12 protein-coding genes are annotated in these 12104 nt (G+C 54.8%); 2 read left to right on the forward strand and 10 right to left on the reverse strand.

What is annotated here, in order from left to right; genetic code table 11:
• Positions 1–80: 80 nt before the first annotated feature.
• The 6 genes from HNR65_RS04765 to HNR65_RS04790 all read right to left on the reverse strand — a co-directional run bounded on the left by HNR65_RS04765 (position 81) and on the right by HNR65_RS04790 (position 5906).
• Positions 81–842 (reverse strand): TlyA family RNA methyltransferase, encoded by a 762-nt coding sequence (locus HNR65_RS04765; RefSeq protein ID WP_181550318.1) that lies wholly within the window; start codon positions 840–842, stop codon positions 81–83.
• A gap of 1 nt (position 843) precedes the next feature.
• Entirely contained in the window at positions 844–2730 is a 1887-nt protein-coding gene (gene dxs / locus HNR65_RS04770) for a 1-deoxy-D-xylulose-5-phosphate synthase (RefSeq protein ID WP_181550319.1), read from the reverse strand.
• Positions 2731–2801: 71 nt separating this feature from the next.
• Positions 2802–3722: a polyprenyl synthetase family protein gene (locus HNR65_RS04775; protein ID WP_181550320.1), complete on the reverse strand. Its 921-nt coding sequence runs from the start codon at positions 3720–3722 to the stop codon at positions 2802–2804.
• Positions 3715–3975 (reverse strand): exodeoxyribonuclease VII small subunit, encoded by a 261-nt coding sequence (xseB, locus tag HNR65_RS04780; protein WP_181550321.1) that lies wholly within the window; start codon positions 3973–3975, stop codon positions 3715–3717. Before xseB ends, HNR65_RS04775 begins: the two co-directional genes overlap by 8 nt.
• Complete coding sequence (gene xseA, locus HNR65_RS04785) at positions 3956–5329, reverse strand: exodeoxyribonuclease VII large subunit (protein ID WP_181550322.1); 1374 nt, start codon at positions 5327–5329, stop codon at positions 3956–3958. Before xseA ends, xseB begins: the two co-directional genes overlap by 20 nt.
• Before the next feature lie 304 nt (positions 5330–5633).
• Entirely contained in the window at positions 5634–5906 is a 273-nt protein-coding gene (locus HNR65_RS04790; RefSeq protein WP_181550323.1) for a hypothetical protein, read from the reverse strand.
• Between the two features lie 170 nt (positions 5907–6076).
• Here HNR65_RS04790 and HNR65_RS04795 point away from each other — a divergent pair, with 170 nt between their 5' ends.
• Entirely contained in the window at positions 6077–6784 is a 708-nt protein-coding gene (locus HNR65_RS04795; RefSeq protein ID WP_181550324.1) for a Bax inhibitor-1/YccA family protein, read from the forward strand.
• Positions 6785–6862: 78 nt separating this feature from the next.
• Here HNR65_RS04795 and glmM read toward each other — a convergent pair whose 3' ends face one another.
• Both glmM and HNR65_RS04805 read right to left on the reverse strand, forming a co-directional pair.
• Complete coding sequence (gene glmM / locus HNR65_RS04800; RefSeq protein ID WP_181550325.1) at positions 6863–8224, reverse strand: phosphoglucosamine mutase; 1362 nt, start codon at positions 8222–8224, stop codon at positions 6863–6865.
• Positions 8225–8263: 39 nt separating this feature from the next.
• Positions 8264–9454, reverse strand: a complete 1191-nt coding sequence (locus HNR65_RS04805) for a protein GlmU (protein ID WP_181550326.1) — start codon at positions 9452–9454, stop codon at positions 8264–8266.
• Positions 9455–9798: 344 nt separating this feature from the next.
• On the opposite strand from HNR65_RS04805, the gene HNR65_RS04810 reads away from it, so the two are divergent.
• Entirely contained in the window at positions 9799–10731 is a 933-nt protein-coding gene (locus tag HNR65_RS04810) for an exopolyphosphatase (RefSeq protein ID WP_181550327.1), read from the forward strand.
• Positions 10732–10775: 44 nt separating this feature from the next.
• Here the strand turns inward: HNR65_RS04810 and HNR65_RS04815 are convergent, their stop codons facing one another.
• Together HNR65_RS04815 and HNR65_RS04820 are read right to left on the reverse strand one after the other, a co-directional pair.
• The gene (locus HNR65_RS04815) at positions 10776–11786 is read right to left on the reverse strand and encodes a 3-oxoacyl-ACP synthase III family protein (protein WP_181550328.1); all 1011 of its coding nucleotides are present in this window, start codon (positions 11784–11786) and stop codon (positions 10776–10778) included.
• 66 nt (positions 11787–11852) lie between these two features.
• Positions 11853–12068 carry a cold-shock protein gene (locus HNR65_RS04820; RefSeq protein WP_181550329.1) on the reverse strand — a complete coding sequence of 72 codons (216 nt, stop codon included), beginning with the start codon at positions 12066–12068 and terminating at the stop codon, positions 11853–11855.
• Between the last annotated feature and the right edge of the window lie 36 nt (positions 12069–12104).

The raw sequence follows: 12104 nt of genomic DNA on the forward strand, positions 1-12104 counted from the left end.
TTTACATGCGAAACGCAATCGTACGCCATCTTATTGTATTTATCGGTTTGACCTGAAAAAATCAACCTTAAAAGGCGTCTTTATTCACCCCGGGCCGGCATCTGCAGGTGCTGGATAAACTCCCGGTTGCCCCTGGACCCGAAAATGGGCGAGGGTGTGACTGCGCCGGGCATCAGGCCGCATTGTTTAAAAAAATCAGAAAGTTCTTCAATAACGCGATTGTGCAGGGCCGGGTCCCGGACCACGCCGCCCTTGCCCACCTCGCCCCTGCCCACCTCGAACTGGGGCTTGATCAGGGGCAAAATTGTCCCGCCGGACCGGATAAAGGGCTGTACTGCGGGCACCACAATTTTTAAGGAAATAAAGGAAACATCGATCACCGCCAGATCCAGGCCGGCCGGAAGATCCTTTTCCGTGGCATGCCGGATGTTAAACCGCTCCATTACCGTCACCCGCGGATCCTGGCGAAGCTGCCAGGCCAGCTGTCCGTAGCCAACATCCACAGCATACACCCGCTCCGCACCGTGCTGCAAAAGACAATCTGTGAACCCGCCCGTGGATGCGCCCGCATCCAGGCAGGAAAATCCTGTGACATTGATCTCAAAAGCCGTCAGGGCATGCTCCAGCTTCAATCCTCCCCGGCTGACATAAGCCAGGTCTGAGGCCCGGCTGACGATTTCCGCGTTTTCCGCCACCAGGCTGCCGGGTTTGTCCACTGGATGATCATTGACCAGGATATGGCCGGCCATGATCAGGGCCTGGGCCCGCTGGCGGCTGCCTGCAAGCCCGCGTTCCACAACCAGCAGATCCAGCCGTTTTTTTCCGGATCCAGGGCTTTTCATGTCAGGTAAGATCCCGGCACATGGCCTCTGCGGCCCTTACCACGGCATCTGCGTCCACCTCGTAATGCTTGCGCAAAACGGATTTTGCGCCGTGTGTCACAAAAGTGTCTTTGATGCCGATCCGGGTGATGCGAAAGCCTGCGATCCCGGTGTCTGCCATGGCCTCGAGCACCGCGCTGCCGAATCCGCCGTCAAGCACGTTTTCTTCAACTGTTATCACACGGGGAATTTTTTGGATCAAGCCACTGATAAGCTCTGTGTCCAGGGGCTTGACAAACCGGGCATTGACTACAGTGGCGGAAATGCCTTTGTGGGCAAGCATCTGCCGGGCTTTTACGGCCTCCGGGACAGAGTGGCCGACGGCTATAATCAAAATATCATCACCGCTGCAAAGCACTTCCGCCTTGCCGATGGCAAGGGGCTGGTCATTTTTTTCGGCTTTTTCCGGATTTTCGCCCGTGACCTTGCCCCTGGGATAACGCACGGCCACCGGGCCCGGATGGTTGACAGCGGTTACCAGCATGCGTTGAAACTCGTGTTCGTCCATGGGGGCCATGACCACCATGTTGGCAATGGCCCGCAGATAGCTCAAATCAAACAGGCCGTGATGGGTGGGTCCGTCTTCGCCCACAATGCCGCCCCGGTCCACGGCAAACACCACTGGAAGGGATTCCAGGCAGACATCGTGGATAATCTGGTCATAGGCCCGCTGGAGAAAAGTGGAGTAAATGGTTACCACCGGCTTGTAGCCCTCTGTGGCCATGCCTGCGGCAAAGGTGACACCGTGGGGTTCGGCAATGCCCACGTCATAGAACCGGTCCGGAAATTTTTCTGAAAATGGCCCGAGCCCGGTGCCTTCGGGCATGGCCGCGGTCACGGCAATGATGTTTGGGTCCTTTTCCGCCAGGCGCACCATGGTCTGGCCGAAAACATCGGTGTATGAAGGCAGATCGCTGCAGTTGACCCGGTTTCCGGTTTCAGCATCAAAGCAGCCCACGCCGTGGAAATAAACCGGGTTGGATTCGGCCGGGCCGTAGCCCCGGCCCTTTGTGGTGGCCACGTGGAGCAAAACCGGCTCGTCAAGGTTTTTGATGTTTTCCAGGATATCGATCAACTGGTCGATGCGATGGCCCTTGATGGGACCGAAATATTCGAAGTTAAAGGCTTCAAAAAGCATGCCCGGCGTGACAAAGGCCTTGATGGACTCTTCTGCCCGCTTGGCCAGAGAATAGGCGTCACTGCCGATTTTGGGCAGGGAACGCAGCAGCTCGCCGAACTCCTTTCGTCTGTCCTGGATGAATTTTCCGGAAAACGTCCGGCTCAGAAGCGATGACAGGGCCCCCACGTTGGGGGAGATCGACATTTCATTGTCATTTAAAATCACAATGAGTTCCTTGTGAATGGCCCCGGCCTGGTTTAATGCTTCGTAGGCCAGGCCCGCGGTCATGGAGCCATCACCGATGACGGCAATCACCCGGGAATCGTCGTTTTTGAGGCGCTTGGCACATGATATGCCCAGGCCGGCGGAAATTGAGGTGCTGGAATGGCCGGTGGAAAAGGCATCACACGGGCTTTCTGTTATCTTGGGAAACCCGGACAGCCCGCCGAACTGCCTGAGGCTGGAAAAACGATCAGCCCGGCCGGTGAGCAGCTTGTGGGTATAGGACTGATGGCCCACGTCCCAGACCAGTTTGTCCGTGGGGATGTCAAACACGTAATGAATGGCAATGGTGAGTTCCACCACGCCGAGATTAGAGGCAAGATGCCCGCCGGTTTTGGATACCACCCCGACGATGCGCTCCCGGATTTCCCGGGCCAGGTCAGGCAGCCGGGAGCGGGGCAGTCTTTTTAGATCCGCAGGGGAATGAATGGTTTCAAGTAAGCCCAATGAAATCGATTCTCCAAACTAACAATTATATGGTTCATATGATTGGGATGCCGGATCGCCGGTACGGCTGTTTATTTGTCCCTTTCAACAATATAGGCGGCCAGGGCGGTCAAAGGTGCTGCCTTGTTACCAAAAATCTCAATTGCCTGCAAGGCTTTGGAAATCAGGTCTGCGGCATAATCCCGGGCCGCATCAATGCCCATGAGGGAAGGGTAGGTGGATTTGGCCCGGGCGGTATCGGTTCCGGAAGCCTTGCCCATGCGTCCCGGGTTGCCGCAGACGTTTAAAATATCGTCAGTGACCTGAAAGGCCAGGCCGATATGGCCGGCATAGGTGGTCAGGGCCTGTTTTCCGGCCTCATCTGCACCTGCGAGCAGGCCGCCGGTTTCAATCGAGGCACGGATCAGGGCCCCGGTTTTCAACTCATGCATCTGCTTGAGATCCGCCAGGGCCAGGCCCTGGCCCTCGCCGGCCATGTCCTGCATCTGCCCTTCGATCATGCCGCAGTAGCCGGCCGCTTTTGAAATCACATCAATGGATTCCAGAATCCCGGCCGCTTTTTCCGGGTCAAGCTTTGCGCATCCGGCCAGGATTTCAAAGGCCAGGGTCAGAAGGGCGTCTCCGGCCAGAATGGCCGTGGCTTCGTCAAAGGCCACATGGCAGGTGGGCCGGCCCCGTCGCAGTTGGTCATCATCCATGGCCGGCAGATCATCATGGATCAGGGAATAGGTGTGGATCATTTCAATGGCGCAGCCGGCCTGAAGCACTGCCTTATCTGCCGAGCCTCCCGCAGCCTCGGCTGCTGCCATGCACAGCACCGGCCGCAGGCGTTTTCCCGGTGCCATGAGGGAATGGCACATGGCCGCGCACACCCGGCTGGGTTCCGGGCCGCAGGAGAGCAGGGCGGCCAGGTGTTTGTTAATCCGGTCCTGGTGACTTTTCAAATACCCGGCCAAATCAAATGACCGGGCCTGATTTTTGAGATTATTCATTGCTGCCGGCATTTTTTTCAGATGGGGCGGTGTTTTCGGCAAAAGGGACTTGCGCTGTGGTGCCGTCCTGCTTTTCCATCAACTGAACAATCTTTTTCTCCGTTTCATCGAGTTTTTCAAAACAGGCCCGGGACAGGCCGATGCCTTCCTCAAATTTTTTCAATGCTTTGTCCAATGGCAAATTGCCGGCTTCCAGCTCTTCGACAATCTTTTCAAGCTGGGCCATGGATTCTTCAAACGTCTTTTTTGCCATTATTATTTTTCCTTTCAATCCGGCATGTTAACATGCCTTTTGCAAGTATGACTTCAACGTTTTGTCCCGTGCTCACAGCTGCGGCATCTGTGAGCACGGTTTTGTCCGGCAGGACCCGGGTGATGCTGTAGCCCCGATCCAGCACGGCCAGGGGGCTGAGTGCATTCATGCGTCCACAGGCCGACTCCAGCCGTGCGCGCTTTTCCTGGACAAGGTTTTTGCCTGCGGATTTCAGGCGCCGGTCCAGGTTTTGGTGCCGGTCGGCCAGGGCAGACACGCGGTCGGCCAGGGGCACGGCCATAAGCCGGTCATGGCGCCAGCACAGCCGTTCGCGCCGGTTTGCCGCAATTCGTTTCATGGCCTGGGTCAGCCGGGCATGGATTTCATCTATGCGGATGCGCAGGTCATCCATGCGCTGCCTGGGATGAACCAGGCGGCGGGTGAGTTTCTGCGTGTTTTGCCGCAGATCCCGCACCTGCCGGACGATTGCCCCTTGCAGCCGGCGGGTGAGCACCTGGAGGGTATAGCTCACATCCTGTTTGACCGGCACGGCCAGCTCGGCGGCTGCAGACGGGGTGGGCGCGCGCAGATCGGCCGTGAAATCGGCAATGGTGTAATCGGTTTCATGGCCTACAGCAGAGATCACCGGGATTTCCGATGCAAAGATTGCCCGGGCCACGGCCTCTGAATTAAATGCCGCCAAATCCTCAAGCGAGCCGCCGCCCCGGGCCAGGATGATCACGTCTGCAGCCTTGTGGCGGTTTGCCGTCTCAATGGCGGAAACGATTTCCGCCTCTGCGGTATCGCCCTGGACGGCCGCGGCAATCACGCGGATGGGGATGTTGGCAAACCGCCGGGACATGATACGGATAATGTCATGGACCACCGATCCGGTAGCCGAGCTGATCACGGCCACGGCAGCAGGCAGAAACGGGACAGGCTTTTTGTATTTTTCATCAAACAGGCCTTCAGCCGACAGTTTCTGCTTGAGCTGCTCAAATGCGGCCTGCAGGGCTCCGGCACCCGAGGGCTCGATGTATTCCAGAATGATCTGATAGCTGCCCCTCGGGGCATATACACTGATGCGGCCGAAACCCGTGGCCTGCATACCGTCTTCAAGGTCAAATTTCAGGCTTCTGGCCTGGCCCTTAAACATCACGGCCTGGATCTGGGCGTCCTTGTCCTTTAGTGTAAAATAGCAGTGGCCGGATGCCGGCACGCGCAGATTGGAGATTTCACCGGAAATCCAAACAAATGGATAGTTTTTTTCCAGAAGCGTTCTGATCTGCGCGGTCAGTGCGCTGACCGTATAAACATTTCGCGCCGCGCCTATATGGGAATCCGTCGGGTTCATGGGTACGCGTTTTTAAGGTTACTTTTCCGATTGTTTGAATCTTGCCAAGCTAGCACAGTTGAATCAATCAATCAATCCCAAATCCGGCCAAAATCCGGGGCATAAAAGCCGGCCTTGAAGGGTCATAACAGACCCGCCGGATTTTTGATAATTTTATAACGTCTGATAAGATATATTATGTAAACTTTTCTTCGGGCCTGGAAAACCAGGGCGTTTAAATGGATTTGGCCTGAAATCATGTGCCCTTTCGTAAATCGGCTTTTAATGTTTTTTGAGCTTTTGCCTTTTTTCGTTCACCGGGATTTTATTTCTGATTCGGTTTCCGATCCAGGATTTTTCGCACCGCAGGCATGATATAAATTTCCTCCAGGGGCATCTGCCGCAGAGAGCCAGCCAGGAGCTCGATTTTTGCGTTTACGGACAGGCGCTTGTCCATGATAAAGACCGATTCCCCCTTGATCCGGCAAAGACCGCTTTTTGCATTGACCCCGGTGGCACGCAGGTTTTGTTCCGCCACCCGAATGCCGAGTTTTCCTGCGGTTTCCACAAGGTGCTGGTAGATTTGGGTTTGTTTCATTTCAAAAATCGCTTTCCGTGTACCGATCCGGCTTGAAAACAGCCGGCAATGTGTTATTATATCTTCAGTTGATTGTCAAAAAACCCTGCAATCGGGCATGATTTCCTTAAAATTGAAGCAGTTGAGAGCTAAACACTTCCATACAACAAGAATTCAGGAGGCGCATTTACATGGCAAACACGGCAACAACCAGGCAAACCGAGCGCACCCAGGTCATGGTCAACAGCTTTATCCGAAGCGTTTACAACTGGATGGCTTTCGGCCTGGCGTTAACCGGCGGCGTGGCGTTTTTCACCGCCCATAATCCCACCATGCAGCAGCTGATTTTCGGCACCCCAATGGTGTTTTTCGGCCTGATCATCGCAGAGCTTGGCATGGTTTTTTACCTGAGCGCAAGGATCCAGAAAATGGAGGCCTCCACAGCCACGGGCCTGTTTCTGCTCTATGCCGCGGTAAACGGACTGACCCTGTCCTTTATATTCCTGGTGTATACGGGAACCTCCATTGCCCAGGTATTTTTCATCTGTGCGGCCACGTTTGTGGCCTGCAGCATCTTTGGTATGACCACAAAGCGGGACCTGACCTCCTGGGGCAATTTTTTGTTCATGGGCCTGATCGGCATCATTATCGCCTCTGTGGTCAACATTTTCATGCAGAGCGCGGCCATGCAGATGATCATCAGCTATGTCGGAGTGCTGGTGTTTGTGGGCCTGACCGCCTATGACACCCAGAAGCTCAAAAATATGGCCATGACCCAGCCCTCAGACATCGGGGCCGGGGTGGTGAGAAAAGGCGCCATCATGGGCGCCCTCTCCCTGTATCTGGATTTTATCAACCTGTTTATCATGCTGCTCCACATATTCGGCAGCAGGGAATAACCCCCAAAAACAAGCGGCTCATATCATGGGGAGAAGCCGGAAAAACCGGTTTCTCCCTTTTTTCTCTTTTTGGGTTTTTTATTCCAGGGATCCGTTTAATTCAGCGGCAATCACATCCACGATCTGTTGACACAACTGGTCGGTTTCTTTCTCGTCCGGGCCTTCCACCATGATCCGGCACAGGGGCTGGGTTCCGGAATAACGCACCAGCACCCTTCCCTGTTCTCCCAGGTGGGTTTTCACTTTTTCGATTTTTCCGGCAATGGCGGGAACTTGGTAGATATCGGTTTTTTCGCGGATCCGGACATTTTTGAGCACCTGGGGATAGCGCCGCATGATCCGGCAAAGCCCGGAAAGCCGGCTGTTGGATGCGTCCATGGCCTCAATCAGGTGAAGGGCGGTCAGTATGCCGTCGCCGGAAGTATGGGCGTCCAGGAAAATCATGTGACCTGAGTCCTCACCGCCGATGATGGCCCCGCTTTTGCGCATTTCATCAAGCACGTAGCGGTCGCCCACATCCGTGATCCTGTGCTCGATCTCCATTTCCTTTAAGGCAAGGCGAAGGCCCAGGTTGCTCATGACCGTGCTGACGGCCAGGTTGTTTTTCAGGCGGCCGGCCTGTTTCAGATGTCGTGCGCAGATGGCCAGGATCTGGTCACCGGTGACCGCCGCCCCGGTTTCATCAACGGCAATCAGTCGGTCCCCGTCTCCGTCAAAGGCGCAGCCCAGATCCGCCCGGTTTTCCAAAACCGCCTGCTGCAGGGTTTCAATGTGCTGGGAGCCGCATCCGTCATTGATATTGGTGCCGTTGGGGGAATTAAACAAAACCGTCAAATCCGCCCCGAGGTTTTCAAACACCTGTGGGGCGATTTCCGAAGTGGCCCCGTTGGCGCAGTCCAGCACGATTTTCATTCCCCTTAAAAGCTCGTTTCTGCCTAGGCTTTTTTTTAAAAATCCGGCATACTGGTCTGCTGCCTCCGGCATTGGATAGACGCGGCCAATGGCTTCGGGTGCCGCAGCCAGGTGGATTTCCGGGGATGTATTGAGTATGCGGGCCTCAATTTGTTCTTCAGTGGCGGAATCCAGTTTAAACCCCATGGCGTCAAACAGTTTGATCCCGTTGTCTTCGTAGGGGTTGTGGGACGCTGAAACCATGATGCCCGCATCGGCCCGGGCATGCCGGACCAGAAAAGCCACCGCAGGAGTGGGAAGCATGCCGGCAAGCAAGACATCGGCCCCGGCCGAACAGATGCCCGCGGCAAGGGCGGCTTCGATCATGTCGCCGGATTTCCGGCCGTCTTTCCCAATCACAATGGTGCTGCGGTGGTTGTGCTTTAAAACCGCTGCAGCCGCCCTTCCCAGGTTCAATGCAATTTCCGGGGTAATTGGATGCTGGTTGGCCAACCCGCGAACGCCGTCGGTGCCGAAAAACCTTCCCATGTCATAATCCGTTTTTACAGGCAGTGTTAAGTAAAAAAATCAGGTGTTTGTTTTGTCCGGTACAACAGACTGCCAGGATTCCATGCAGGCGTCTGTCAGGGCCTGCAGCCATTCTGTTCCGGCTGCGGCCAGGTCCTTGTCAAGGTCCTGGATCACCCGGATGTAGTCGGTACTGTTCAAAGATGCCATTCGCTCCCGGAGACCGTGGATAAAAGGATCTCTTTTTTCAGGCAGATCCATCTGTTCTGCCGGTAGCTGAAGCCGGCTTTCCAGGCGGCCCCAATATTGACCCAGGTGATCGGGTGCCGCTTTTTGGGCAAAATCACCCAGGCGCTTGATGCGCTCGCTGATACAGTCCTGCAGTGTGTCAACCAGGCCCTGGTACAGGGCCCCGGGCATCCGGCTGGAGATAAAAAGGCTTCGCACATGGCTGTACCACTGCTCCAGGGCCCTGAGATTGGCCAGATAATGAAGGTTGTTGGATACGATACCCCGTAGGCCGCCCACGCCGGATGCGCCGGTGTAAGGCACGTTTCCGGATCGGGCGGGCCCGCCGAAAATCAGCCGGCCGGGCCGGGTTTCGCTTTTGCGGCATATGGTGCCGGCAGCAATGACAGTGCCGAAAGCCAGTCTGCAGGGGCCAACAAGCCCGCCCTGCCCGCCCAGAAAGATTGGCGGCTGATTGAGCATTACCCCGTTTGGCACATCCCCGATCAGCGAGGCCGTGGCCTTGTCCTGCCTGGGGGTGAAATTAAAGTGAATGTAAGCACTTCCCACCTCGGAGTGATTTTTCGGGCCGGTGCCCCCGGACATGAAACAGTCACAAAAGTTGATCAGGCTGCCCAGGGTAACAAAGGGAAACAGGATAGTTTGTTTTAACCCCGCGCTGTGGGCGGCACTGGCATGCTCCTCCAGGATGGTGCCGGCGCGGATATGGGCAGATGGTCCGATGGATGATTTTTCCAGAAAAACCGAATCGCTGAAATAGCCGCCTTCAAGTGATACTTGAGGTCCTACGAAGCAGTTTTCTATCGTGGCCGTGGCCTGCCGGCCAATCCGGGCCCCTGTGCAGATAAGGGTTTTTTCCCCGCGGATGCGGGTGCCCGGATGGATGACCGCGCCCGGGGATATGCGGTGAATATCCACCTCGGGTGCAATTTCAACGGTTTGCGGCTGTGGGATCACCACGCCGCGATCAATCAAGGCCTGGATCATTGTCCCCCTATCCATTTAAATTCATGGTTTTGCAAGGGCCGGCTGTCAGATGGTTTTTTTTGTACCAGTTATTTTGCGGATTGTCCATGGATTTTGCCAAAATAAGCCTGATTTCAAGTTGTTAAAGTAAACTGTGCTTGAAGCCGCAATCTTTTTGTGATAATTAGCAGGATTCTTAAAAAAACGATTTTGAGGCGACCCCGCAGAATCTGAAACTATTATAACCGCCAAACAATAAAAAAATAAATTCTTGATTTTACTTAACACTTAATCACTTAAAACATACACGGCCTGTAAAAAAGGTTTTTTACAGGCCTATCAGAATTGGCGAAAACACTTTAATCGGCATATCCTATAAAATGAATCAAAAACCTTACCGACTTTTAACCCGAAGCGATCTTGACGGCCTGATTTGTGCCGTTTTGCTCAAGCACCTGAAAATGGTGGATCAAATCCAACTCATTGATCATCCCAGCGTTATGCAGGAAGGCGGGGTTGTGGTGCGTCAAAATGACATCATCGCCAACCTGCCCTTTGTTCCCGGTGCGTTTATGGCTTTTGACCATCATGTATCTGAAACCATTCGCAACCGTGAACAGAAAAATCTCGTGATTGACGCAGATGCGCCATCGGCCGCCCGGGTTATCTATGAATATTACGGTGGGCGGAGCAAGTTTCCCCGGCATTTCGATGAAATCATGGAGGCAGTGGACAAGGCGGATTCAGGTCAGTTTTCCCGGAGGGAAATCCTGCATCCCACGGGATGGGCGCTGCTGAACTTTCTGGTGGACAAGCGTACCGGCATCGAGGACTGGTGCCGGTTTGCCATCAGCGAGCAGGAATTCAAGCGCCGCCTCATTGACTGGATCGCTGAGCTTTCCATTGATAAGGTTCTGGCCCTTCCGGATGTGAGCCAACGTGCGGAAATGTATTTTCAGTATGCGGAAAAATACAAGCAGCAACTGGTTTCCATTGCCGAGGTGCACCACAATATTGTGTTAATCGACTGCCGCGGACGGCAAAGCGGATATCCGGGCAACCGGTTTGTGGTGTATGCGCTTTACCCGAACTGCAATATTTCCGTTCAGCTCAAGCAGGAACCGGAGACCGGCAAAACCACCTTTTCCGTGGGCAAGTCCATTATCAACAATACTTCCGCGGTCAACATCGGAGAACTGATGCTCAAATACGGCGGCGGCGGCCACCGGGCTGCCGGGGCCTGCCACGTGCGGGCCGAAGACGCCCAAGCGGTTCTGGCGCAGCTGCTCCAATCCCTGAGCGATCCGGAATAATGGCCCGGATGCCTGAAAGCCGGGATTCGTCCGGAAAAGGCGTATTAATCTTCAAACTGATAAATGATGGCACCCCAGGTCACCCCGGCGCCCAGGCCGGCAAACAGGACCGTGCTGGATTTGCCGATAATGTTTTTTTCCAGGGCTTCATCCAGGGCAATGGGGATGCTGCCCGCAGTAGTGTTGCCGTAGCGCTGGATGTTGTGATACATTTTTTCTTCAGGTATTTGCAGCGCTTTTTGAAAGCCTTGGTTGATCCGGATATTGGCTTGGTGGGGAATGATCAGGTCCACCTCTTCAAGACTGACCCCGGCTTTTTCAAGTGTGTGATATGTGACCTCAGGCAGCCGGGTCAGGGCCAGTCGGTAAACATTGCGGCCGTCCATTTTGGGGTAATGCCGCCCCTGGTCGAGCATTTCGTGGGTCAACCGATTGCTCAGCCGGGAGGCGGGTGCTTCGGTCATCAGGGCATCGGCGTACTGGCCCTGGGCATGAAGCGTGGAGGCCAGAATGCCCACCTTTGACTCTGTTTCAAAGCCTTCCAGGCAAACCGCTCCGGCACCGTCGCCGAAGATTACGGCGACATCCCGGCCCCTGGTGGAAACGTCCAGGCCTGTGGAATGAACCTCGGAGCCGACAAATAACACCCGGTTGGCCTGTCCGCTTTTGATATAGGCGTCTGCCGTGGCCAGACCGTAGAAAAAGCCGGTGCATTGCTGACGGATATCCAGGGCCGGCGTGGTCTCAAGGCCAAGCATGTGCTGAAGCAAACATCCTGAGCCTGGAAAAAAAATATCCGGGCTCAGGGTGGCAAAAATAATCAGATCGATATCTTCTGGTTTCCACCCGGCCCGGTCCATGGCAATTTTTGATGCTTCCAGCCCCATGTCGGCCGCTCCCATGCCACCTTCCTCCGGTACCCAGTAGCGCTGCTCAATGCCGGTGCGCTGCTGAATCCATTCGGCCGAAGTATCCATCCACTGTGTCAGATCTTCATTGGTGACCAGTCTTGGCGGCAGATACCGCCCGGTTCCCCTGATAATTGTTTTTTTCATGTGCACCTGTATTTGGGTTTTTCCGGAAATGTTTTCAATTGTTTCAGACGGGCTCTGACCGCTGTTTTAACTGGATCCGTTTTCCTTGACCACATTCTTGGCCACCGGGCCCCGGTCGCTTTCCTCGACGTCAAAGGTGACCGGCTCGCCTTCGGCAAGGGTTTTAAATCCGGGTTCATCAATGGCTGAATAATGAACAAAGATATCCCGGCTTTCATCTTCGTGCCGGATAAACCCGAAACCCTTTTTCTCATTAAACCACTTGACTGTTCCGTTTGCCAAACCCCTTCCTCCTTTTGTCATGTCGTCGATAAAAGT

It is taken from the genome of Desulfosalsimonas propionicica (assembly GCF_013761005.1).
In the GTDB taxonomy this organism is placed as follows: Bacteria; Desulfobacterota; Desulfobacteria; order Desulfobacterales; family Desulfosalsimonadaceae; genus Desulfosalsimonas; species Desulfosalsimonas propionicica.

What these genes read in the sequence shown, in the direction of transcription:
- HNR65_RS04775 (WP_181550320.1), bottom strand. Translation starts at nt 3,722, where the DNA reads ATGAATAATCTCAAAAATCAGGCCCGGTCATTTGATTTGGCCGGGTAT.
- glmM (WP_181550325.1), bottom strand. Translation starts at nt 8,224, where the DNA reads ATGGGAAGGTTTTTCGGCACCGACGGCGTTCGCGGGTTGGCCAACCAG.
- HNR65_RS04815 (WP_181550328.1), bottom strand. Translation starts at nt 11,786, where the DNA reads ATGAAAAAAACAATTATCAGGGGAACCGGGCGGTATCTGCCGCCAAGA.
- HNR65_RS04790 (WP_181550323.1), bottom strand. Translation starts at nt 5,906, where the DNA reads ATGAAACAAACCCAAATCTACCAGCACCTTGTGGAAACCGCAGGAAAA.
- HNR65_RS04805 (WP_181550326.1), bottom strand. Translation starts at nt 9,454, where the DNA reads ATGGATAGGGGGACAATGATCCAGGCCTTGATTGATCGCGGCGTGGTG.
- xseA (WP_181550322.1), bottom strand. Translation starts at nt 5,329, where the DNA reads ATGAACCCGACGGATTCCCATATAGGCGCGGCGCGAAATGTTTATACG.
- HNR65_RS04765 (WP_181550318.1), bottom strand. Translation starts at nt 842, where the DNA reads ATGAAAAGCCCTGGATCCGGAAAAAAACGGCTGGATCTGCTGGTTGTG.
- HNR65_RS04795 (WP_181550324.1), top strand. Translation starts at nt 6,077, where the DNA reads ATGGCAAACACGGCAACAACCAGGCAAACCGAGCGCACCCAGGTCATG.
- xseB (WP_181550321.1), bottom strand. Translation starts at nt 3,975, where the DNA reads ATGGCAAAAAAGACGTTTGAAGAATCCATGGCCCAGCTTGAAAAGATT.
- HNR65_RS04810 (WP_181550327.1), top strand. Translation starts at nt 9,799, where the DNA reads ATGAATCAAAAACCTTACCGACTTTTAACCCGAAGCGATCTTGACGGC.